Annotated in this window: 37 protein-coding genes; 34 read left to right on the top strand and 3 right to left on the bottom strand. The window is 29.1% G+C overall.

Going from position 1 to position 22,644, the window contains the following annotated elements; all coding sequences use genetic code 11:
- Positions 1–639 precede the first annotated feature (639 nt).
- The 5 genes from Q1A46_RS01635 (at position 640) to Q1A46_RS01615 (ending at position 3,706) form a co-directional block, all read left to right on the top strand.
- Positions 640–1,641: a T9SS type A sorting domain-containing protein gene (locus Q1A46_RS01635; protein WP_299673318.1), complete on the top strand. Its 1,002-nt coding sequence runs from the start codon at positions 640–642 to the stop codon at positions 1,639–1,641.
- Between the two features lie 223 nt (positions 1,642–1,864).
- Positions 1,865–2,497, top strand: coding sequence for a response regulator transcription factor (locus Q1A46_RS01630; protein WP_299673316.1), 633 nt, complete (start codon positions 1,865–1,867; stop codon positions 2,495–2,497).
- Positions 2,498–2,563: 66 nt separating this feature from the next.
- Positions 2,564–2,749, top strand: coding sequence for a hypothetical protein (locus tag Q1A46_RS01625; RefSeq protein ID WP_299673314.1), 186 nt, complete (start codon positions 2,564–2,566; stop codon positions 2,747–2,749).
- Positions 2,721–3,419 (top strand): hypothetical protein, encoded by a 699-nt coding sequence (locus tag Q1A46_RS01620; RefSeq protein WP_299673312.1) that lies wholly within the window; start codon positions 2,721–2,723, stop codon positions 3,417–3,419. The genes Q1A46_RS01625 and Q1A46_RS01620 overlap by 29 nt, the downstream gene beginning before the upstream one ends.
- 53 nt (positions 3,420–3,472) lie before the next feature.
- Complete coding sequence (locus Q1A46_RS01615) at positions 3,473–3,706, top strand: hypothetical protein (RefSeq protein WP_299673310.1); 234 nt, start codon at positions 3,473–3,475, stop codon at positions 3,704–3,706.
- Here the strand turns inward: Q1A46_RS01615 and Q1A46_RS01610 are convergent.
- The gene (locus tag Q1A46_RS01610; RefSeq protein ID WP_299673308.1) at positions 3,703–4,167 is read right to left on the bottom strand and encodes a hypothetical protein; all 465 of its coding nucleotides are present in this window, start codon (positions 4,165–4,167) and stop codon (positions 3,703–3,705) included. The genes Q1A46_RS01615 and Q1A46_RS01610 overlap by 4 nt on opposite strands.
- 153 nt (positions 4,168–4,320) lie before the next feature.
- Here Q1A46_RS01610 and Q1A46_RS01605 point away from each other — a divergent pair, with 153 nt between their 5' ends.
- The 12 genes from Q1A46_RS01605 to Q1A46_RS01550 all read left to right on the top strand — a co-directional run bounded on the left by Q1A46_RS01605 (position 4,321) and on the right by Q1A46_RS01550 (position 11,074).
- Entirely contained in the window at positions 4,321–4,563 is a 243-nt protein-coding gene (locus tag Q1A46_RS01605; RefSeq protein WP_299673306.1) for a hypothetical protein, read from the top strand.
- A 286-nt stretch (positions 4,564–4,849) separates the two neighbouring features.
- Positions 4,850–5,164 (top strand): hypothetical protein, encoded by a 315-nt coding sequence (locus Q1A46_RS01600; RefSeq protein ID WP_299673304.1) that lies wholly within the window; start codon positions 4,850–4,852, stop codon positions 5,162–5,164.
- Positions 5,165–5,248: 84 nt separating this feature from the next.
- Complete coding sequence (locus tag Q1A46_RS01595; protein WP_299673302.1) at positions 5,249–7,132, top strand: hypothetical protein; 1,884 nt, start codon at positions 5,249–5,251, stop codon at positions 7,130–7,132.
- Between the two features lie 312 nt (positions 7,133–7,444).
- Positions 7,445–7,786, top strand: coding sequence for a hypothetical protein (locus tag Q1A46_RS01590; protein WP_299673301.1), 342 nt, complete (start codon positions 7,445–7,447; stop codon positions 7,784–7,786).
- Positions 7,779–8,489 carry a hypothetical protein gene (locus Q1A46_RS01585; RefSeq protein WP_299673300.1) on the top strand — a complete coding sequence of 237 codons (711 nt, stop codon included), beginning with the start codon at positions 7,779–7,781 and terminating at the stop codon, positions 8,487–8,489. The genes Q1A46_RS01590 and Q1A46_RS01585 overlap by 8 nt, the downstream gene beginning before the upstream one ends.
- Before the next feature lie 140 nt (positions 8,490–8,629).
- Positions 8,630–8,866 (top strand): hypothetical protein, encoded by a 237-nt coding sequence (locus tag Q1A46_RS01580; RefSeq protein ID WP_299673298.1) that lies wholly within the window; start codon positions 8,630–8,632, stop codon positions 8,864–8,866.
- Positions 8,867–9,089: 223 nt separating this feature from the next.
- Positions 9,090–9,278, top strand: a complete 189-nt coding sequence (locus Q1A46_RS01575) for a hypothetical protein (RefSeq protein ID WP_299673296.1) — start codon at positions 9,090–9,092, stop codon at positions 9,276–9,278.
- Positions 9,279–9,289: 11 nt separating this feature from the next.
- Positions 9,290–9,523 (top strand): hypothetical protein, encoded by a 234-nt coding sequence (locus tag Q1A46_RS01570; protein WP_299673294.1) that lies wholly within the window; start codon positions 9,290–9,292, stop codon positions 9,521–9,523.
- 33 nt (positions 9,524–9,556) lie between these two features.
- A complete protein-coding gene (locus Q1A46_RS01565) occupies positions 9,557–9,829 on the top strand; it encodes a hypothetical protein (protein WP_299673292.1) in 273 nt (90 codons plus the stop codon).
- Between the two features lie 7 nt (positions 9,830–9,836).
- A complete protein-coding gene (locus Q1A46_RS01560) occupies positions 9,837–10,403 on the top strand; it encodes a hypothetical protein (protein ID WP_299673291.1) in 567 nt (188 codons plus the stop codon).
- A 39-nt stretch (positions 10,404–10,442) separates the two neighbouring features.
- A complete protein-coding gene (locus tag Q1A46_RS01555) occupies positions 10,443–10,691 on the top strand; it encodes a hypothetical protein (RefSeq protein WP_299673289.1) in 249 nt (82 codons plus the stop codon).
- 5 nt (positions 10,692–10,696) lie between these two features.
- Positions 10,697–11,074, top strand: coding sequence for a hypothetical protein (locus tag Q1A46_RS01550; protein ID WP_299673287.1), 378 nt, complete (start codon positions 10,697–10,699; stop codon positions 11,072–11,074).
- An 848-nt stretch (positions 11,075–11,922) separates the two neighbouring features.
- On the opposite strand, the gene Q1A46_RS01545 is transcribed toward Q1A46_RS01550, so the two are convergent.
- Positions 11,923–12,060 (bottom strand): hypothetical protein, encoded by a 138-nt coding sequence (locus Q1A46_RS01545; protein ID WP_299673285.1) that lies wholly within the window; start codon positions 12,058–12,060, stop codon positions 11,923–11,925.
- A 345-nt stretch (positions 12,061–12,405) separates the two neighbouring features.
- Positions 12,406–12,657 carry a hypothetical protein gene (locus tag Q1A46_RS01540; protein WP_299673283.1) on the bottom strand — a complete coding sequence of 84 codons (252 nt, stop codon included), beginning with the start codon at positions 12,655–12,657 and terminating at the stop codon, positions 12,406–12,408.
- 171 nt (positions 12,658–12,828) lie between these two features.
- Here Q1A46_RS01540 and Q1A46_RS01535 point away from each other — a divergent pair, with 171 nt between their 5' ends.
- The 17 genes from Q1A46_RS01535 (at position 12,829) to Q1A46_RS01455 (ending at position 22,615) form a co-directional block, all read left to right on the top strand.
- Positions 12,829–13,455, top strand: coding sequence for a hypothetical protein (locus Q1A46_RS01535; protein ID WP_299673281.1), 627 nt, complete (start codon positions 12,829–12,831; stop codon positions 13,453–13,455).
- Positions 13,456–13,478: 23 nt separating this feature from the next.
- A complete protein-coding gene (locus Q1A46_RS01530) occupies positions 13,479–13,748 on the top strand; it encodes a hypothetical protein (protein ID WP_299673279.1) in 270 nt (89 codons plus the stop codon).
- A gap of 136 nt (positions 13,749–13,884) precedes the next feature.
- Positions 13,885–15,456 carry a hypothetical protein gene (locus Q1A46_RS01525; RefSeq protein ID WP_299673277.1) on the top strand — a complete coding sequence of 524 codons (1,572 nt, stop codon included), beginning with the start codon at positions 13,885–13,887 and terminating at the stop codon, positions 15,454–15,456.
- Positions 15,457–15,461: 5 nt separating this feature from the next.
- The gene (locus Q1A46_RS01520; RefSeq protein WP_299673275.1) at positions 15,462–16,172 is read left to right on the top strand and encodes a hypothetical protein; all 711 of its coding nucleotides are present in this window, start codon (positions 15,462–15,464) and stop codon (positions 16,170–16,172) included.
- Positions 16,173–16,183: 11 nt separating this feature from the next.
- The gene (locus Q1A46_RS01515) at positions 16,184–16,660 is read left to right on the top strand and encodes a hypothetical protein (RefSeq protein WP_299673273.1); all 477 of its coding nucleotides are present in this window, start codon (positions 16,184–16,186) and stop codon (positions 16,658–16,660) included.
- Positions 16,661–16,666: 6 nt separating this feature from the next.
- Complete coding sequence (locus tag Q1A46_RS01510) at positions 16,667–17,065, top strand: hypothetical protein (RefSeq protein WP_299673271.1); 399 nt, start codon at positions 16,667–16,669, stop codon at positions 17,063–17,065.
- A 49-nt stretch (positions 17,066–17,114) separates the two neighbouring features.
- Positions 17,115–17,717, top strand: coding sequence for a hypothetical protein (locus Q1A46_RS01505; protein ID WP_299673269.1), 603 nt, complete (start codon positions 17,115–17,117; stop codon positions 17,715–17,717).
- A gap of 68 nt (positions 17,718–17,785) precedes the next feature.
- Positions 17,786–18,262: a hypothetical protein gene (locus Q1A46_RS01500; protein WP_299673267.1), complete on the top strand. Its 477-nt coding sequence runs from the start codon at positions 17,786–17,788 to the stop codon at positions 18,260–18,262.
- A gap of 4 nt (positions 18,263–18,266) precedes the next feature.
- Complete coding sequence (locus tag Q1A46_RS01495; protein WP_299673265.1) at positions 18,267–18,569, top strand: hypothetical protein; 303 nt, start codon at positions 18,267–18,269, stop codon at positions 18,567–18,569.
- Positions 18,562–19,461: a hypothetical protein gene (locus tag Q1A46_RS01490; protein WP_299673263.1), complete on the top strand. Its 900-nt coding sequence runs from the start codon at positions 18,562–18,564 to the stop codon at positions 19,459–19,461. Before Q1A46_RS01495 ends, Q1A46_RS01490 begins: the two co-directional genes overlap by 8 nt.
- Entirely contained in the window at positions 19,451–19,609 is a 159-nt protein-coding gene (locus Q1A46_RS01485) for a hypothetical protein (RefSeq protein ID WP_299673261.1), read from the top strand. Before Q1A46_RS01490 ends, Q1A46_RS01485 begins: the two co-directional genes overlap by 11 nt.
- A 9-nt stretch (positions 19,610–19,618) precedes the next feature.
- Positions 19,619–20,206, top strand: coding sequence for a hypothetical protein (locus tag Q1A46_RS01480; RefSeq protein ID WP_299673259.1), 588 nt, complete (start codon positions 19,619–19,621; stop codon positions 20,204–20,206).
- Positions 20,207–20,219: 13 nt separating this feature from the next.
- Positions 20,220–20,729 (top strand): carboxypeptidase-like regulatory domain-containing protein, encoded by a 510-nt coding sequence (locus tag Q1A46_RS01475; protein WP_299673257.1) that lies wholly within the window; start codon positions 20,220–20,222, stop codon positions 20,727–20,729.
- Entirely contained in the window at positions 20,722–21,057 is a 336-nt protein-coding gene (locus Q1A46_RS01470) for a hypothetical protein (RefSeq protein ID WP_299673255.1), read from the top strand. The genes Q1A46_RS01475 and Q1A46_RS01470 overlap by 8 nt, the downstream gene beginning before the upstream one ends.
- Entirely contained in the window at positions 21,044–21,547 is a 504-nt protein-coding gene (locus Q1A46_RS01465; protein ID WP_299673253.1) for a hypothetical protein, read from the top strand. Before Q1A46_RS01470 ends, Q1A46_RS01465 begins: the two co-directional genes overlap by 14 nt.
- A gap of 1 nt (position 21,548) precedes the next feature.
- Positions 21,549–22,034, top strand: a complete 486-nt coding sequence (locus Q1A46_RS01460) for a hypothetical protein (RefSeq protein ID WP_299673251.1) — start codon at positions 21,549–21,551, stop codon at positions 22,032–22,034.
- Between the two features lie 11 nt (positions 22,035–22,045).
- A complete protein-coding gene (locus Q1A46_RS01455) occupies positions 22,046–22,615 on the top strand; it encodes a glycosyl hydrolase 108 family protein (protein ID WP_299673249.1) in 570 nt (189 codons plus the stop codon).
- Positions 22,616–22,644: the final 29 nt, after the last annotated feature.

The raw sequence follows: 22,644 nt of genomic DNA, 5'->3' as shown, positions 1-22,644 counted from the left end.
ACGCATAACAAGCTTACTATTCTGTAGTCTTATTCGCGTTTTCTACTTGTACGGGTGAAGGGAGTCGAACCCCCACGCCTTGCGGCACTAGATCCTAAGTTTAAAACTAACACTAACCCATATTATAAACCTCTAAAAAACAACGCTTTGAATAATTAAAATTTTAATTATTAATTTATTTATAGGTTCATTAACGGGTGCAAAAATAAATAAAAAAAAAATAAGAAATAACCTCTTTGTATATTAGAAATCTTGGTAGTTTTTTAAAAAAAAATAGAAAAAACTTCAGTAATTAATTCACTCTTCATGTAATACTCCTATACAATAATTTTTTAAAGTAAAAAGTAGTATCCTCTGTTAAATTTTCAAAATCTTGTGAACTATATCAATACATTTTTCATTTTATATTTTTTAAGTAATTCAAACTTGATCTTTTTTTATTAAGTTAATATAAAGTTAAGAAATATCATGAGTCGTAAAAATTAACTAAGTATATTATTCTATATTTTTATAGAGTCTTGCCATCATCTTTATCAAAAAAAAATAAAACACTGATAAACAAGTAAATAAAATAAATTTCCGCGCATTATTTTTTATTATGTTTGCAAAAAATAACAAACAACAAAAAAAACTTAAAAAATGAACAAAAAAATTTATTTTACGATTTTACTATTGGCTCTAAGGCTCACTATCAATAGCCAATGTTCAGATATTGTAGTATTCCCTGATCTTAATTTTAAAAGCGTATTGATAAATCAAACATCTCCTCTAATAGACACTAATCAAGATGGAGAAATACAATGTATAGAAGCTAATAATTTTAGAGGAACTATTGATGTCTCTGACAAATCAATAAGTGACTTAACAGGCATAGAAGCTTTTCCAAACATCACAATTTTGGCTTGTAATAACAACAATTTAAATAGCATAGATATAAGTTCTAACACTTCTCTACAAAGATTATTCTGTAATAATAATTCAATTAGAAATATCAACTTAAGTAACAACAAAAATTTAATAACAATAGACTTGGAACGTAATGAACTAAGAGATCTTAATTTAGAAAATAACACAGACCTCTTAGCCATTAACATTAAAAATAATTTTTTAACAAATTTAATTTTAGATAAAAACATAAAACTATCAGTAATAAATTGTAGAGATAATAATATAGCATCTCTTGATCTTTCAAAAAACAATGAACTGGAAGTAGTTCTATGTGATTTCAATGAATTAACCACTTTAAACTTATCCAATGGAAATAATACCCTAATTAGATCTTTTAGTTCTACAAATAATTCTAATTTAAACTGTATTCAAATTGATGAAAACTTCACGCCTCCCAATACTTGGAGAAAAGACAGTAATACCAGTTTCAACACTGATTGCCAAGCAACTGCCAATATAGAAGATTACTTAAAAACAAACATTACTATATACCCTAATCCAGCCAAGAATAAATTAAAAATTCAGTCAGATATCAATATCAATAGTATTAAATTGTATAATTCCTTAGGTAAAGAAATAGGTTTATATAATAACTCAGACGAAATAGATGTTTCTAACCTATCGCATGGTATGTATTTATTAGTAGTCAAAACAGAAAAAAGTAAAACATATAAACGCTTTATAAAAAAATAATTCTCATTACTTTAAATAAAAAAAACCACCTACGGTTAGGTGGTTTTTTTTATTTAAAGTAATTATAAATTTATTTATAAGATAATTAGCTGATGTCAAAATATTTTCAAAAAAATAACCATCTAAGGGTTTTGTCTACAAATAGATAATTTCATGTGTTTATATTTGCTACGTGATTTGATTTTAACCTCCTAGTTTTAATCATTATGGAAAAACAAATAAAATGAAAGTATTTATTACCGACGATCATGAAATAGTCATTGACGGAGTGAAAGCTTTATTAAAAACTTCCTCTTTTGATGTTGTTGGATCATCCAAAACGGGGCAAGGAGTATTAGATTGGTTAGAGAATAATGATTGTGATATTGTTCTTTTAGACATGAAGCTTCCAGATATGATTGCAGTAGATGTTCTTAAGAATAGTATTAATTTAGTTAACCAACCTAAATTTCTGATAACTTCAGGATCAACTAAAATCAATTTAGTACAAGACACAATTATTCTAGGTGCTTACGGATTCATTACTAAAGATGAACTGAGTCAAAACTTAGAAGAAGCTTTAAACCGAATAAAACTTGGTAAAAAGTATTACAGTCAAATTCTTATTGATTCGATTATAGCAAGACAATTAGAGCAAGAAACAAGAGTTTCAATAGATTCTATTCTTACACCTACAGAATCTAAAGCTTTAAAATTATTAGTCTCTAATGTAGAAACAGAAGACATATGTGAAACAATGAATATTACTAAGAGTTCTTTTAATACATTAGTTTCAAGAATGAGTAAAAAGTTAGGTGTAAAGAAAAAAATTGGGCTAGTAATTCTAGCGATAAAACATAGATTTAATTCAAACTAGAAATAAACTTAAAAAACTATAAAATTTGTACATTTAGTGGTTTAAATTAAATTAAATCACACCATTATGAAAAATGTATTAAAAGTTGTAGTATTAGTTTTAACATTAAGTTTTATTTCTTGTGGAAATAACGAAGAAATAGCAACAACAGATGGACAAGTCATTACAACAGATCAATACTCAATCGACAAATCAGATTCAAGAACTTCAGAAGGCGGAGGAGTTGACACTCCCGATATGGACGAAGATTAAAAGAGTTCTTATTGTTTTAATTTCCTCTATATTTATTGGAGGACTGTATTATTCATATATTCTTATTCCTAAATTCTCTGAAGCTTATAATGAAGCTCAAAAGGAATTTAATGAAGCTAAGAAACAAAATACTATTGCCTTATCTAAAGTAAAAAAGTTAGCTATTGGCACTCCTGAATATTCTGAATATCAGAATGCTTTAAAGGTTAAAAAAGAAAAATACAACAAATATGTAAAAGTGATTAATGATCAAAAGTTCTTCGAGTTTGATTCTTTTCATTTCTTCTGGGAGAAATTTGGCAGCAATACTAGTATTTTAATTTTTGCTATCTGGGTTCTAGTAAACACCTTTAAAGACAGAAAAAGATTACCTGAATGGAGATTTAATTCTAGAGTATTTTTAATTACTACTTTTATGTCTACTAATATGTTTACTTATTTTTGGATCTTTCAAGAGTTTCAAGATTTTAGTAGAGCTACTTATTTCGGATTAACTCTTTTCTTATCTTATTCATTAGGTTTTGTTGTTTACTTTTCATTAAAAGCCAATGAAAGTCTGGTTAAATCTTTAAAGAAGAAATTATTTAATGTATCTTACCATGCAATGATAAATTGTGATGAAGATAGAGTTGACGAAATGGCAAAAGTTATAAACCAACCATTAAAATAAAACATACAATATCTCTATTTTACACTTCTAAAAAAATAATATTTTCATCTAACATGATAAGTAAAGTTAGAGTATTTAGGGTATTTTATAAAGGTTTTTACTTTCTTAAGTCTTTACTAAAAAAAGAAATAAAAATTCAAGAAAAAACTGAACTTTCAAATATTGAATTAGAGTTTTTAAATGTTGAAAAACAACTTGAAACTATAGTAAAAGAAGCTAAGCTAGATATAAAGTACAACAAAGTAAATGAAAGATTTAATGATTTAATGAAACGTGAAGAAATTTAGTTTTCTAGCCTTTTCTCTAGTTTATCCATCATTTCATTTACTTTGTTAAGCTTTTCATCAAGCTCATTCATTTTAGAATCTTTTCTGCTATTGTAAAACAAAGCTAAAACCTTATCAATATTATCTTCATCCTTGAAATCATTAAAGTTTTCAATAATATAATTTAATATTTCACTAGACGTAAATTTAGATAGTGGGTTAATACCTGTTTGATCACCCTCTTCTGTTTTAATCATTGTTCCATTTCCAGTAATTATCCAATTCTTATTAAATTCTGGAAAGTTTTTTATGAATCTATCTATTAAATTCTCCGTTAGGTATCTTTTATTACCATTTAGTGCTGCAGATAGATTAGTAGCTTCAAAATCAATTTTCTCAGAAATAGATTTCTGAGTTTTATATTCTCCTACGAATTTTATATGATTTATAACTAATCTTAACCTATTAGCAACTTCCTTCATTTCTATTTATAAATTTTAATTATACTAATAAGTTTGTATAATAGACAAAAAATATACTAATATAATAGTATAAATACTAACATCTTAGTATATTTGTAATGGTAAAAACAAATATAGTAAATATACTATATATAAGGCCAAAATTACACTAAAGTGGTAGCAACAGAAAACTTAGCAAATACAATGCATTATTTCGGAAATCTTTCCGAAGCAGAAAGAGCTTTGTTTTTATCTGTTGTATCACCAAAAAAAGAAACGCAAAAAAAGACAAAAAAACGCAAAAAAATCGAACTCCCTAATGAATATAGTGAAGATTCATTTTACAATGATTTAGTAAAAAATCATAATAGAAAGGTTGAAATGCGATTGTCAAAAATAAAAGGTCATTCTAAATAGTTTAAAACGAGAAAAAACCAAAGGGATGAGTAAATAAATACTTGTCTTTATTCAACTCACAGCATGTACTTAGTGTACACTTCCATTTAGAAAAAATTGACCTATTGTTTTAAAAGCTGTGAGTTGTTTTCAATTAAGTTCATAATGTATTTGTATATGTGTTTAAGTAGTTGTAATCCTAAATGTAGTTTTTCATACTAGATTGGTTGGTTGTTACCAGCTGAGATTCAAAATACTTGGCTGGTAACTTATTTACTTAAATACTATAACAATAAAATTAAATAAAATGAGAATAGGTCAAAATTCAAATCAAAACTGTTCGGTAAAATCACCCTTATCAATTTATTATGCCGAGAATGTAGCTGTATTTTATGTTAAACCCAATCATGAACATACACCTCCAAGTAATTTTAAAAAACTGATTACTTGTAAAGAAGTAATTTTTAAAAAATTCATGGATTACTTAGGAACAATTAAAGATCCGAACATACCTAAAAAGTATAACTACGATGAAATGAAGAAAACTTTAAATGGTTTCTTATATACTATAGCTAACAATTGTAAACAAATAGAAAATGCAGAAGTTAAACAAGCCTCTTAGAAACAAAAAAAGTGGTAAAGAAATTGAGCCCTCTACACCACTTTTACCAAAGGAATGAGTTAATGCCAAAACACCAACAAATCCATGAACAAATATAACAAATTTTCCGCAATTAATGCAGAGAAAAACGCAAAAACTTTATCCGAAATTGGAATTTATAATCAAAAAGTTAAAGAATATTTAAGACTAAATAAACTAGATTATATCACCCAACATACAATAAAATTATTTAAAGATAATGCGCAAAGAAAAAGGATAAACAACACTCAATACAATCTTGCTGTAGAGGAATTTAATAACACTCACGGTCTTTTACTATTAAAAAAAGGTACTGAATTTCAAACCTCTAGCAAATATTACTCCTATATAAATTATCCTTATTTAGATCGTGACTCTATTAAAACAACAATGAAAAATTATAGGTTATATGTTAATACTTATAATAAAAAAGCTGATGAAGAAAACGAAGAAATAAGAAAATATAATCACACGAAAGTGGCACAACATCTTTCATTATCGAAAACGCAAAAAAAACGCAAAAAGGAATTTGAAAGAGCACATTGTAATCTGTTTGTAAGAGACTATAATAAACTTGTTGAAAATGCAAATACAAAAGAGTGTATCATTCCTAAAAAGGTCATTCAAAAAGTAAAATATCCAAGTGAATTGATATTTAACATATTAGTAGGATTCTATACATCACAGTTGAGAACAAGAAACGCTTACTTAATGGAAATGAATAGGCCAACAAGTGTTAAAAAGAATTGTCTACCACAATTAAAGATAGATCATAGAAAATTAGCCACACATAACATAGAAGATATACAAAGAATCGAAATATGTAAAAAAACGGCGCAAAACCACATAAAAAGACTTAGAGAAGCTAATATTCTGATAAACTATGTTAGAATAAACCATAAAAAGCCAATCCAAGTAAATTTTAATCCTCAAATTTTAGTAATTCTTGATGGAAAAGAACCTAAATCTCAAAGCCCTGAAAATAAAAGCTTTTCCAATGTTTTTGAGAAGAAATTGCACAATAATAGTGATAGTACTATTACTTATTTAAAAGAAAAAAAAGAACAAGACTGTGCAAATAGCACAGATTTCAATAAATGTTATTCGATGCTGGAGGAAAACGAAAGCAACAATGTATGTCCTGCGGACGGCTACTATTACACCAAAGGGATAAGAAATTTTAATTCACCAGGGCGCGCAGAAGTCAGAAAAATTTTGCCCGCTTTTTTGAAACCGAAACAAAACGGAAATAAATACGCAATCTTAACCCAAAACTTCCTATCAAAACTTATAGATGATCGAGTATTAGCAGAAAGTTTAGCTAAAAGTGAATTTGACAATTACAAAGGTTTTAGATATGACTATTTAAAAACTGTTTCTCAATACGCACATGTGACAAGTGAAGAATTTAGAGAAATATTAATTCAAGATTTTATCAAATCTGCTGCTAAAATTTGGAAAAATCACAGCGTTTACATAGGAGAATGGAAAAAAACCATAAACATCTTAAAAGATCAATTGTTTTCTAGTATCAAAAACAAATCAGTTTTAATTGAAAAGTTAAAAGAATATAGATGGAAACTAAACTTTGCAAGAAAATGGTTTAGTCACAAAAAAGACTTAAAAGCCTTATTCCCTTACGCTTATTTTGATGTAAACAGAACTAAAAAAAGCGAGATTGGTTTTTACGGCTTACATAAACACTGGAAAAAACACCAAGCTAAACTGGCTGAAAAGGAAATAGAAAAAACAAGATTAAAAAACGCAGCAAACGCAAGAAAACGAAAACGTGCTACTCCACATACTAAATTAACTAAAGCAGTAAATAAATATCAATTAGGAATAATCGATGAAAAACAGCTTTTCAATTACGTCCAGGATAATCTGCCACATGAATACTTGCTTTCATTAACAGATGTATTAAATAATAAAACAATTAATCAATCTTAATTATGGAAATCAACAAAAAATGTACTTGTGGACTTAAAAAGAAAAAATCTTGTCCTAATTGTTCCAGGATTAAAATGGTTATTCTTTTAAAACATAAATATAGAGACCTCAAACTCCCATCTTTAAACGGAGGTAAAAGAATAAATCCTGTATGGTATAACTACCTGTCTAAGAATAGAAAAACAGATAATAACTTGTTTAATACAATGTATAGACGCTTTAATAATTCTGTTTATGTGGGGAAAGTCAACAAAATAAACTTTTACAATAACGCTACTGGAGAACTTTTAATAAGCATAAAATTAAATTAACATGAAATTATCTATAGAATTACAAGCAGATCAAGTATTAAAAGCTTGTGAGTTTTTGGAGGAAAAATGTTCAATAATCTTTGAATCTTTGAATGTAGAGGAAAAGATTAATACTTCAATCAGTTTTAGATTATTAGAAATTCTCAACCAAAAAAAAATGTTGATAATGCGCAATAATGGTCTGTTCACAAATACAAAAATCAAAATATTTTTTCATGAAGCTATAGTATTAAAAAAAGTACTAATGAATAATGTTCAGCTAATAGAAAATGATCTTTTAAAGTTAAACATTCAGAGTTTTATTAATGCTTTAGACAAAAAAACACCTGAAAAAAATGGATAAAATAAATCACAAAAAAATTGAGGTGCATGAATCGTTAACTTCTATGAACTCACTTTCTTATTCAATTATTAGTTATGGAATATTTTATGGCATAAAACAAGCAGCTTTTTTCTTTAAGCTTTTTGAAAACCTAATTTCAAACGAATATTTAAGAGTAATACCATCTTTATTTTTTGGGTATTTCATTTCAAGAGCAATGCTGAATATCACAGCTAATGTTGCTAAAAAATCTGAATGGGTAAGTATTTCAATAGCAGCATTTGATTTTTTAATACTGTGTGTGATAGTCGATTTATTAAATCAAAAGAATTGGATCGATATAACAAACCTTTTAACATTTTGTGCTTTTGTAACCTACTTGGGCTTCTGGCTTAATAATGTTTTCGTAGAAAAAACAAAACAAAAACGCAAAGAAGCTCAAGAAAAGCAAAATGTAGCAGATAACAAGGTTCTTTTAGCAAGTTTAAAGCAAGAAACAGCAGCAGAAAAGCAAAAGCTAACCGAATTAAACCAAAATTTAGCAGACATAAAGCAAAAAACAGCAACAGAAGAGCAAAAAATAAAAGCTATTAACCAAGAGCTTGAAGATAGAACATGTCCACATTGTGGAGATGTTAGAAAAAATAAAAAGTCTCGCGATGCACATGCAGCTCTTTGTGGACAAAACCCCAAAAACATAAAAAATAAGCTCCCACTTTCGTAGGAGCAAAAAAACAAAAGCCCAGTGAAGCACCAAACTTTTGACGTTGGACTCCAAAGATAATGATTCTTCACAAAGGCTTTTAAACTTAAAGCGAAAGCCGAAAAGCTAATAGAGTAGGCAAAATTTTTAATCAAAGAATTATGAAGAAATCAATTTTCAACCTTGGTAAAGTATTAACTAAAAATGAGCAGAAAGAAATAAAAGGAGGAATCACTTGTCATCACGTATCTGCTGATTTTGATATTAAAGTATCTGAAGATCATTTAGGACATCGATTATATGTTGATGGAAAATTCGTTAAATATCTTTCAGGAAATATTGAAGCCCATAACTATTGTTCTACCGCTAAAAAATTAGAAGCAGATGAAATGAGATAATTAAATACTAAAAATGGGAAAGTTTAAAAAAACAAAATCCATAATACTATCTCAAATTATAAATAATTAACCTAATGTTTTTTTGATATGAAAAACACCACAAACGTAGAAGATTTAGAAGTGATATACACTGTTGTATACTCAAGAAAAAAAAGATTCAAATTCCTTAAATCAATATTGAACTGGTTGGATATAAAGTTTATAAAACTGCAACTAAAGAAACATGGCTAGAAATAATAGACTTATTCAATTAAGAAACCGAAAAGTAAAACAACGTTTTAATCAGATAAGCTTAAAGTTTCCTCATTGGAAATATGATGCAGTTTTAGAAAATCTTTCACTTGAATTTTTTCTTAGTAAAAGAACATTATCAGCAATTTTAAATAACGAAGGAGTTTATAAAACAATTTAACTGTAGATATTATGAGAACCGATTATTTAGAAAAGGTTAAATCAAATTATATCAAAGCCTTTTTGATCCATGAAGTTTCAGTTTGGATAATTAACAACAGCATTGAAGAATTTTGTAAGAAAACAGGAATTTCTGAAAACGCATTGGAATACATGGTTCACTTAAAATATGCTTGGGATATTGATGAAATAATGAAAGTTTCTGATTTACTAAAAAAAGACCTACTAATATTTAATCACTCGTAAATTAAAAAACGTAAAAACAGTAGTCAAAACGATATGAAGAAAATCATCACTCTTAATGAATTAACAGCTGAATGCGGTTATTTCACCTCAGACACTAATCTAAATAACGGATATGGCTGTAAAGAAAATGAAAGTAAAACATGTCACGCTTATAATTGCCCTGTAGCTCATCAATTAGACTATAATGATTTGAAGAATTGTTCAAACATGGATGAATTTGATCACATAGAAAGCCAAGATGATATGCCTTGGGGCTGGGGTGATGATTTAATGGGGATTGACTTAAAACAAATTAAAAACAAATAGTAGTTAAGTGAGTAGTGCATTAAAACATAAAAACGATTTTCAAACACCAACAGATGTTGCAAAGTACATGGTTAACATGTTGCCTTCAGATATTGTTGATGTTTTAGAACCTACTGCAGGACTTGGTAGAATAAAAACAGAGTTAGAATTGAAAGGTTACAATGTAACAGCCCCAGAAGATTACTTTTTACTGGAGAAGAAAAAATTTGATGCTGTTGTTATGAATCCACCATTTTCTGGAAAATCGTTAATAGTTGATAATGCACCATTAAAATTTCACGGTAAAGGTATGCAAGCAGGCTATATGATTCTTTGGGAATGCATGCAAATGGCTGATACAGTAATTGCGCTTATGCCTTGGTTTACAATTTCTGATTCTGATCCAAGAATGAGAAGTATAAAACGATACGGTTTAAAATCAATTACGGTTTTACCAAGAAAAACATTTGACTACACAAAAATTCAAACTTGTGTACTGGAGTTAAAAAAAGGTTGGACTGCAGACACAATATTTTATGCTTATGAATTTATGCATGAAGGAAAAGAGTATCAACCTTTATCATTAAACCTGTAGTATAAAAAATAAAGATAAACAAGAATTTGACTAAAGACCATGGAAGTAAAAAACATTTGGAGTGTATTTGAAGTTGAAAGAACAAAAATGGACAGTCTAGAAACATATAAAGAGAGAATTTTTTATTACGGTGATTTCTCAAACCATGATTTAAGTAAAGATTCTCGATTTATGGAATTTAAAAATAGAAGAAAACAAGTTGTTTTTATTGGTTTAATAGACAATCCTGATTTTCCAATTCAATACCCTTTGAAAACAATAGATAATCAAATTATAGACAAATTGTAATTATCATGATACAAGAACTAAGCTTGATTAAAACTAGATGGTATCTTATCAAAGATGATAAAAGAAAAATGATACCTACGAAATATCATCATTTAGTTGATAATGTTTCGCTAAGTGACCTGAACTTCGATAGAGTTTTTCTGACCAAAAAAGAACGTTTCCTGTTTGAAGTAGAGAATTTAAAGGAAGGATTGAAAGATTCTGAGCCTTATTTATATGAGTTAATTTCAAAGAAAAAAATTAAGAAAGTTTACGAAGTGAAATGCAAAGAAAGTGAGAATCGTTTCGAAATCAAGCTTGGTAATTACTCGGTAGTATGTTCAAAAAAGGTTTTTGATTACTCCGATGATAAGTTAAAAGAACTAAAACACTTGTATCATTAAAATTGTAGATTTAGTTTTCTTCATTTATGTATGTCATTCCTAATGCTATTACTATAGAGCAAGCTAAATAGATAAATATAGTAGAATGAGTAAGAACAAGGATTAAAGAAACTAATAATAAAAGCATCATTATGGACCTAAAACTTTTTTTCATAGTGAATTGTTTGTTTGAGTTTCAAAATTAGCAAAAACAAAATAAAGCAAAAGAGTAGTTAGTCAAAACTAAAGTTCATTAAAATATTGATAGAAAAGAAATCAAAAAAGATGCTGGCATAGCAACCAGCACCTTATACAGGTTAATCGATGGCTTTAACCATCAAAAGACAAACTGCAAATCCTGCTAGAAAAGTTATGATAACATTACCTCCTTCTAAACTTAATGATTGGCATTTTTCTCCTGAGCATTGCGAATAAGTCACAACTGGTTTCATACAATTTTTACCAAAGAGTTTTAAGTAAAAAGGAATTGAGCTCCTTATTACTGCTCAATGACTATAGCTAATATAACGGTTTCTTTTTCTATCAATAATATAATAACAAACAAAAACGCAAAAAGCAAAATATACTAAAACAGTAATTAAATGAACCGAGAAGAAAAAACGACAGGATAAAAAAAGTCTCTCAGTGCGTTCGAGAGACTTTCTAATCTCATGCTGAGATTCGGGGGAAAGAAAGTTATTTAAAAGTAAACTAAAAATCAAAATCAGCAAACAGGTAAAACACTGATTTTAAATTAAATTATAAACTAATCGTAGCTAATCGACACTACTAAAACAGTCGATAAAGTTCTTAAACATATTGGCAGAAAAGATTCATAAAAAAACACCTATGATAACAGGTGTGAAAAATTAGTTTAATGATTTTACAATCAAAAAACCTAATGCAACACCGAATAAAACAGGAGCAATAATATTATCGCCTTTAATTGCTACGGTGTTATATTCTTTTTCTTTACAATTACTAATCATAATTGTATTCAAAAGCATTTTTAGGTTCAGATTTTGAACAAATGGAATTAGAGTCCATTAGAAGCCTGAACCTAATTCAAAAATAAGTTTCTTTTCTGCCTTTTTTAAAACAAAAAAAACAGTATAAATTATGCTAACATTCGTAGTCGCTTACTTAATAGCTAAAGGACTAAATGATTTAGGGAATTATAAAGAACCAAGAAAATAAATTATAGTTACAGCAAGAGTTTAATTTAGTTAAAATAGAAATAGCCTTAAACAAATTAAGGCTATTTTATAGGTAACCAATAGCTTGCTCCCCCGAACAACTATGATTAGTTATTAAGACAACATAATATTCAAAAAGTCACTAAAAAAATATAATTAATGAATATAAGATTTAGTCCAAGCTATAAATGTCTCAATGACAAGTTTTTGATAAAAAAAAATCTTTTGCTGTAGAATATCGGAATTAAAAATATGATTCAAACTTTCTGTTTTAGTAATAACATTTCTGATTTTTCCTCCAAGAACTTGCTTAATTTCAAATTCAATGATGTCATCAATCATTCCTTGATTGACTTTAACATTCACAAATGGATGATTCAGAAGTGAATCTTTAGCAGACTCGAACACTTCTCTACTTTTTGCTTGACATATATATTTAAGTTCGATCATTTCACAAAAGTACAAACAGAAAAAATAAAACCCACCCAAAGATTGAGTGGGAAAATTGCTATGAAAAAGAAAAAGTGTCTAAAACGTCTTTTAGACATTATCAAATATAAAAATTTAAAATAAACTATAATGAAAATATCACAGAAAGAAAACGGCAATATTTTAATACAAGATTTAGAAAATAATTTTGTTGCGTTAATGCCTAGATTATTTGTGTTTTGCCATCCAAGAAAACAAAATACAATTATGATAAATGGATCTGGGGATTCTAAAGATGAAGTTAATTCTATTGAAGCAGATTTAACTAAAGGTGTTTTTGTAAATGGAGATCTTTACAATAATATCGATACACTTACTAATAAAATTAACAATGAAATAATTGTTTCAGGTAATAGGATTTCAAATTCAGATAACACCGATGGCTCACAAACAGACCAATTAAGTTTAGTGTTTGATTCTATTAGAGATTATGAACAGATGTATGAATTTGCTAAAAAACATAGTAATACAGTAAGTCCAATCAAAATAGATCAATCTGGAAGAATAAATAAAGAAGAGTATGTAATACAGTTTACAGATCGTATTGTTAAAATCATTCTTACTTACTATTACTTACCAGGAGATCAAATCTCACATATTTTAATGAATGGTACAACTGGTAACATTCCTCTACCTTTAAAAACATATAATTACGGATCTAATGGGGAAATAACCCATACCTACGAAGTGTCAACCTGGTCTAGAAATAATTCGTAAAAACCTAATAATCCCTTTTAAAAATGAGTAGTTTTTTAACCGAAAATAATTTAAACAAAGAATTAGACATTGAAAAAATAAAGACTTACTTAAAAAAGAGTGACTTCTATAATTTTTTTATTGACTATGTTCCAGGATCGTTTGATTCTATGAAAAGAGAAATGAGTGAAATTGTAGCAAAGAATAGAAAAATGACAAAAGAAAAAGCTCTACTGGTTAGATCTTTTAGAGTATCAGAAGCTAAAAAATTCATTATTTCAAATGACTTACAAGAACATTTTTTTAAAAAATAGTTTACTTTATTTTACATTAAACTACTTTATTCTGTATTAATTTCAATTAGTCTTATCAACTTAAAATAGTCTAAAACCAAGGAAAAATCTACTTGTAATATTGTAACTCAAATTATATTAATTAATACATATTAAATTGAGTCCTGAAGCTATAAATGCACTATTACACAGAAAAATCAAATCGGGCGTTGAGTATGACCACTTAATGCCCAAAAGTGATTGTAGTAGTGTTTTTATTGCTAATGGAGATACCAAAGTAGCTATAGATAATATGGCTATTTGGGCTTATAAGTACAAAGAACATACTAAGCTTCTCGCCCAGGAAGTATTCAAAAAATATTCTCTTAATAATCTATGTAAGGAACTCCACATTTTTCTGTACGATCATTTTCAGTATAAATTAGATGGTCATAAACAAAAATTACGCAGTCCTGCATGCTCATGGTCGACTAGATCCAAAGGAATTGATTGTAAAAGTTACAGCATTTTTGCTAGTACAATACTTTCAAATTTAGGATATTCTCATTATTTAAGGCGAGTTATCCAAAATAAGGGCGAGGGCTATAGTCATGTTTACGTTATTGTACCAGTAGATCAAATAACAAATGATCTAAGTAAAGGTTACTACACAATAGATGGCACAGTAAACCTTACACATGAAATCAAAACATTTGCCCAAGACGATGTTTTTATACTTGCAGAAAATCAAACTTTAGGTGGTGGAGTTTCAGCAGCTTTGGCTAATTCTGCTGCTAAAGTAATAACTGTAATAACTGACTTACTCATTCAAGGATTAATGAATGAGCTTTTCGGTTGTTCTGATGCTGCTTATGATGCACCTGTAGTACAACTAAAATTAAAAAGAGATCTCCTAAACCCTTTAACAAAAAGATTAGAAAACTTAGGTCATGCTATAAGTATTAATAATGCTGTAAGAATAGAGCATATATTTAATAACTTACTAAAAGAGATAGATTTAGGCATTGCTCATTTAAGAAACGAGACAGCATATAGTCAAAGAGACGAATGTATCGCACAAACTCTAGCTAATGCTTTAAAATATGTTGAAGAAATAAAAAAAGTAGTTGACATCTATTTTATCAACTTCAAAAACAATTATCCTCATTTTCAAATAACGGAACATTATGGACAAGCAAATGTAAACCAACGTAATTTATATTTTGTTGTTGAAAATGACACAAATCCAATTAGTGCTGAGTATCGTTTTATAACAATTAAAGAGGAAAAAAACGAGTATTCGATTAAACCAATATTTGCTTTTAGAGCAAATAAAAACCAATGGTTAACAGATAACATAAAATATCTACAAAACACTTATAAAGACGGTCGAGAAAAAGCTTATCAAAAAGAAATAACTCCTTTGCTAAACCAAGCAATTGCACTAAGAGAAAAGTATTATTTAGGAGGTGAATCTTTGTACTATTTAGAGCAACCTATTCAATCAAACATGAATGATGTTTGGATGAAATACGACACCAAATACATTGAATTTTTAAAAGAAAGAGCTAAGAAAAACTACGAAGCCAATGAAATAGCTTTAGCTGAATACGAAAAACGTTTTGAAGAAGAAGTTTATCAAAATGAATTGGCCAAGAAACGCAAAAAAAATAAGCTAGTCATAGGGATTGGATTAACCTTGGCTGCTACTGCATTAATTGCTATTAATCCTGAAAAAGAAAAAGAATAAAAGTTATGTATTACAATTTAACACCCACTACTTTAAATGGTTGGTTTGATGGGTTTTGCCCATCAAATGGAATTGCTGACGATTTTACAAGAAAAGCAAAAGGCGTTTGGGCACAAGAGAAAAATTTACAGAGTCAAATTGAAGCTCTAAAGAATGGTAAACAAGCAGCAGAATGGGAAAACTTAAAAAACCATGTAAGAAAACTTGACGATGAATTAAAAGAATTAAACAGAGAATTAGAAAAAGAAAAAGCAATTGCAGCTGGAATTGGCGTTGACATGACAGCTTTAGGTGCATGGTGTAACGGTGCTGTTTCACGAAGAAAAAAAGCTGAAGCTTCACTCAGAGAAGCAGAAAAAGCTTTAGGAATTGTTAAAGGTGCTTTATCTACTTTGATGAAACAACAAGGACAAGGAATTGTTGAGACTGCTAAAGTAATCCAAATAAACAAAAAGAAGATTGAACAGGTAAAAGGTGAAATACAAAAAGTTCAAAATGCAATAGAGGTTTTTAAGGCAGAAAGAGACAATGAAAGAAAAGAATTAGCTAAAAATCAAACTGAAAAAGACAAAGCTCTTAAAAGTGATTTAATGGGTAAAGTAAAAGATAATCTTCCACTGATTATTGCTGGCACTGCCGTAATTGCTGCTGGAGTAGTTCATTACAGACGAACAAAGAAAAGTAAAAAGAAAACAGTTAAAAAAGTAGAAGCTTAAAAAATTGCACTATGAATTATATGAAACGTTTAGAATTAGAATCATCTCCAATTGGTGTTAATAATTCTTACTCAAACTTAGGGATGACTACCCAAAACACTCCAATAACAACAACCTCAAAAGGAGGTGGTTTTTTCGATGGCTTTAACCTTAACGGCCTTTTAGATAATTTATTAAAAGGAGGTATGACCTGGGCACAAATTGAAGCAGCTAAGAACGGAAAAGATATATACGTTCAAGGTGATGGAGGTCAAAAAGAAAATATTTCTCCAATTCTGATATCAAAGCTTCAGGAAATGTCGGCCGAACAAAACAAAACGACAAATGAGATCTTAAAAATGATGCAAATTCAAATGTTAGGACAAAACAATAACAAACCTGATGAAAATAAGGATAACACCCTTATGTATATAGGTATTGGTACTGGTGTTTTAGTCTTACTTGGAGGTGTAATCTATTTAGCTAGTAATAATAAAAAGAAAAGTTAATTAAACATGAAAAAGAAAGAAATTCAAGACACTTTAGTTACTGCAACAGCTTTAACCGTTGGATCTGCTGGATCTAGAATTATTGCAGACAAACTACCAACTGACAATATACATTTAAAGCGTGGTGGTATTGTATTAACATCTGTTGTTGGTGCATCTGCTGTAGGTCGTAAAACACCAGGGAAAGCTTTTGTACAAGATATCGCATTGGGAGCAGCTGCAACTCAAATCGGTTACTGGATTAAAGATGCAATTGGTGACAAAGTTCAAGATAATGCTTTAGCTACAACAGCTTTAGGAAATCCTGTTGGTTCTTATGATAATCCTGTACAATGGAGAATGGGATATGTAGACTTACCAAAAACAGATTACACATATCAAACAGACGCACAATTTGTGATGTAATCATTTAAATAATTAAATAAAAATCAATAAAAATTAATAAAAAAAGAAAATGCAACAATTAAATTATTATTCAAACTCAGAAGATTTTTTAAAAGCTTTATCATTTTTTCAAGCAGCAAATAATAACAAGCAAATTTTCAATGCTGATGATGTTATCAAGCCAATGCCGTCTGAATTATATGTGAACCGTGAAATTACTGTAGCTGGAGGAAAAAAGCCATTACTTATTGGTTCTACTGATAACGAAACAGGTGTAACTAATTTCGATGGAAATAAGCTAGAAGACGGAAGAGCTTTTGTAATTAATGGTATCGCAGTAAACATTGGTATAGGGAAAAAAGGTGTTAAACCTTACAATGTAGATTACTTAACAGAAATCTCAAAAGAGCAAAAAATACCTTTTCAATTTGCTAATGTATTAGTGAAGCAAAAAGATGAAATTTTAGTTAGAATGCCATTGTCATCAATTGAAAATGGTAAAAAGGATTTTAGCGGATATAGAGATATTGCTTTATCACTGATTGCTCCAGGATCAAAAGTTGAAGTAGAATTAGAATTTCCCGATGAAGTAGAAACTCCAACTTTAGATGCAGATAAAGCATTCTATGTCTCTGTTATTTTCAGAGGTTTTGAGAGTTATCAAAAGAGATAATCATAAAAAAGAAAAAGTAAAACTAAAGCCTTACGAACTATAAACGTAAGGCTTTTAATAAAAAAATTATGTTACCAGTTTATCATAGAGTAAAAGTCAATAGTGAGTTATTAGAACCTGATAATATTTCAATTGACCCTCAAAATCCAACCGCTGGAATAACAAACTTTCTAAGAGGTCATGTTATAACAACCTTACCAGCGGGAAAAGTTGTAGGTGTAACTTACAATCCATATCAATTACAAGAAATAGTAATACCTAATCCAGGAGGTGGCATTGTAGCTCCAAGATTAGAATTGCCTTACACTTGGTCTCAAACAGATATTTCCATTTTAGACTCTAAAAAAAGAAAAGTTACTGAACCAACAGATATTAGCGACTTCCGTCATAAGTCAGGAGGGCATACAGATGGATTTAAAAACATTCATATGGACAACACTTCTGATGCTGTTATTCGAATTGAATGGGAAACAATTGGTAGAGTTCCTATTTGCGGTGAATTTGTGTTTTTAATAGAACAAGACGATTGCGAATGTAAATTATAAATCTATGGAGGAAGCAGCTTTTTTATCAGAAACTTACGAAAATGACTTTGCCATTGATATCCAAAAATTAAACGAATGTAAAGGTATTTACAAACTTGAAATTTTTGTTCCAAGAGAAAGTACTCCCCTACTTCTAGATGATGGATCAAAACAGTATATCAGGGAAGATATGAGTGAGTTTAAAATAGAATCTCCAGTTCCTTTAAAATATGGTTTATTCAAATTTAAGTTCCAAGAAAAAACAAATCTATCTAATAAAACATCAAAGAAAATAGCCACTGTAAGATACCTGTATTGCAATGAATAACGACTTATTAAAAAAATTATCAGACCATTTATTAGCCGATAGTAATAATGCTATTCGAGTTCAGAGCTTTAAAAATAAATTATCAAAGGGTAAAGCTTCAGCTAACAAGTTTGCTTTTAATCTACCTGATATTATTGAAAAGTTTGGAGGTGTTGATAATCTTTTAAATGAGTTACCGAACAAAGGATTTAGTAAACAGGTGAAATTCACTTTAGTAAAATGCTATAAAAAGAACGAAAGGATCTCTTATCACACAATAGAAGAAATAACAAAGGATTTAACAGAAGAAAAAGTAATGGAAACTCAGCAAAATTCAATAGCTCAAAATAACAATCAATCTCAATTTCCAATTAATTATCCTAATAATCAAAACAGTTCTTTAGGTGTTTTAATGGGTAACCCTGAAGTATTCAATAGTATGATTGAAGCCAGGAGAAGTGAAGATTATAAAAGGAGAGCAGAACAAGCTGAAGAAAAGTTAAAGAACTCAGAATCCGAAAATAGAATACTAAAAGAAAAAATTTCTTCTTATGAGATAAAGTTAGCTACAATCAAAGATAAATCTGATTTAGAAAGAGAACGTGATAAACTGGAAAGAAAAGGCTTTTTTGATAGTGAAGCTGGGAGTTCTGTATTAGAAACATTAGGTGCGTTATTACCTAAAGTTGTAGATGTAGTTGCAGCTCAAAAAGGGGTTCCTCCAGCTCCAACTTTAGGAAATCCACAAGTACAAGTTTCTGAAACAAAACAAATGGCTATTCAGATTATTCAATCTCAAAACTTTAGTGAAGATCAAACAAATATTGTCAATTACATACTTACAAATTGGCAACCTGATTTAATACAAGGTATTCAAGATCTAATTTATAAAAGAGAAAATAATGAAAGTTAAAACACGTCAAGAAGCTTTAGAAAAATTAAGTAAACTACCTGAAAAAGCATTGATTAGAATGGCTGAGCTATCGGAAAACAAAAATGCTTTAAAATACTTTACATGTCCTATCAAGCACGGAGTTGTTAAAGGTTTCCTCAACAAATAAAATATTGCTATGAAAAAGAAAAAAATACCGAAAATTGGGGGAATTGTTAAGAAAGAAAATGTAAAAAAAGCGGTAGTTAAAGCTAACGCAGCTGGTAATTTCATTGTTGAAAACAAAACAGCATTTTTTGTTGTTGGCGGAATTATTCTTGGTTATATGGCTATTAGAAAAATTCAAAAGGGGTTTAACTCTGTAGGAGAAGTTTTTGCTTCAGACGAAGTAGACTTTATTAAACCAGTTATAAATCCCTCCTCCTCTAATACAACTATTACTAGCAATGATGCAGTTAATATAGCCAAAGCATTGTTAGATGCCTTTAACCAAAAAACAGCGTTTCACACTCCAGCTACAGATGAAAAAAAGATAAAAGAAGCTTTTGAAAAAATTAAAACTGGTGACGACTTCAAACTTGTTTTTAACGCATTTGGACTTAGAAAAAGAATGGGTGGTGGAACGCCTACACATTACCTGGATAAAAAATTTGCAGATTCCTACGATTTAATTTATTGGCTGAAAGCTGAATTAGATTCTTATTGGGATAGAGAAGTGTATAACATTGTTAAACAGCGTGTAGAAAGTGCTGGCCTAATTTTTTAAAAAAGAAAAAGAAATGAGTAATCCTATTTACGGACTAGCATGTCCTCAAACAAACCACCTAACTAAACCAGTTTTAAGCCCAAGAGAAAAAAAATGCGGATGTATGAAACCAGTTAAACACCCACCTATTAAGTACGGAGATCCTATCAACAATATTTTAAAAGATTATGGATCATTAATCATTGACAATTCAACAGATACACCTTTTTCAACACAGGTACACATTTATAACCTGGATAGTGGAGAGGGAACTGTTACAGATGCGAATGGACAGTTTATTATACAAGCAAAACCCACAGACAAATTAAAAATTAGTCATGTAGGATTTGGAGAAATAATCGTAGTTGCTAAAGATCTAACAGATAAAGTAGTTCTAAACGAATCAAATGAAAATTTAGACGAAGTAATTATCGGATCAAAAAAGAAGTCTAAAAATGGAGTTTTAGCACTTTTTGCTTTAGCTGCAACATTTGGAGTAATCTATTTGAGTGCTGACGATAATAAAAAAGTAACAAATGCTTAAATTTTTATTAGAGCATTGGCAGGCACTAGCTAATACAGTTGGTGCTATTGTTATGTTTATAATCGGACGTAACACCAGGAGAATTAACACAAAAGAAGCTGAATTTTTAGCCTACAAAAAAAAGCTTGAAACCTACGAACTTGAATTTGCTTTAAAAACAGATATGTTGGAAAATCTTAAAAAAGATTATGAATCTAGATATATCTTATTAGAAAGCAACTTAAAAAAAGTCGAAACACAAAACATAAAATTGCTTTCGATTATCAAAACACAAGAAGAAACACTCGAACAATACGAACAAAAATTTGGATCTATTGAGAACAATTAAAAATTTCATTTTTTCTACCCTTGTTATTTTAGTTTTTACGGCTTGTGCTTCAAGTAAGCATAAGCTTGTAAAGACTTCTCAAATTGAAAAAGATACGTTAATCTCTAAAAGTAATTCTATTGATATCAAAACAATCACAAAGCCAATTCATGACTTTGTGTTTATTCCAATTGAAACTGGAAATGTGAAAATAGATAGTGTAATACATAAACGTTTTTCAAACTTTTCAACGTACAAAAAAAGTGGAGAAAACAGCTACAAAATAAAATATAACACAAGTACTAAAGGCTTCGATATCACCAGTGAAATTGCGGGAACTGAAAATTCCCTGGTTAAAAAAAATGATAGCCTAAAAAACACACAAAACAAAGATGTTAACAGGGAGTCTGAGCAGATTAAAATTAGATATCGTTTACCTGGTTGGTTATTGATACTTTTTTTAATCTGTTTGGTAGCAGTTTATGTCCTATCAAAATTAAGAATTATATAAAATGAAAACTAAATCAATTGTTTTGTTTACAGCTGGAATTGCTGTAGTAGGATTAGCTGTTTTTGGCCTAAACAAAAAGGAGGAAATCGAATATGTAGTAGATAATCTTCAGTTCAAATTAGCACGTATTAAAAACTTCAAATTTTCATTAAAAAAGTTTTCATTGGATTTAGGTATTAGAGCTGTGAATCCTACCAGTGAAGATTTAATCATTAACACTGGTTTTGTCAAAGCTAAAGTGTTACGTGCTTACGAAAAGAAAACAGGAAAGCTATTAGCATTCTCTAACCTGGACACCTCAAAAATACATTTACCAAGTGGAGGATATTATGATCTTCCTTTAATTCACATTGAAATACCATCACTTACTGGTGCGCAATACTTATTAAATGGATTATCAAGCAAAGAAGAAAAAGATCTTATTGATAAGTTTTCATTTGAGCTTGATTTGAAAGCATTAGGCGTAACTAAAACTATAAAATTTTAAAAGAAAAAGAAATGGCAAGCTATGAACTATTTAAGAACTCAATTGAACAAGCTGAGGGCGGATATCAAAATTTCAAAAAAGATGAAGGAAATAAAAACTCTAAAGGTGAAAGAGTAGGAACAAATCATGGTATATCAGCACGTTTTTATGAACAAATTATCGGTAAACCTCCTACTGTTGAAGACATGTTAGCTATTACAAAATTTGAAGCTCATATTCTTTTTAAAAATGAGTTTTGGGATAAATCAAAAGCAGATCAAATCAACAGTCAAGCTGTAGCTGAAACTATTGTAGACCATGCAATTAATGCTGGTAACGGAGCTGCTGGAGAAGTAGTGCAAACCACACTAAACAAGTACTTTAATAAAAATTTAATAGTTGATAAAAGTATTGGAAATAAAACTGTTCAGGCTATAAACTCAGTAAATTCAAACCAGTTATTTGAAAAATTGTCAATTGCTCGATTAGAAGATTATAAAACCAAACCAACTTATTCAACATTCGGACATGCATGGAGAACTAGAGTTTATGATCTAGCTAAAAAGTTTGGTGTAGAAATTAAAAAAAAAAGACCGAACTAATAGTTTTTGGAATTATAGGTACTGCTATT

It is taken from the genome of uncultured Tenacibaculum sp. (assembly GCF_947502995.1).
Classification (GTDB): Bacteria; Bacteroidota; Bacteroidia; order Flavobacteriales; family Flavobacteriaceae; genus Polaribacter.
Note: the sequence above shows the minus strand (reverse complement) of the source record. Positions and strands in the feature narration are given on the sequence as shown.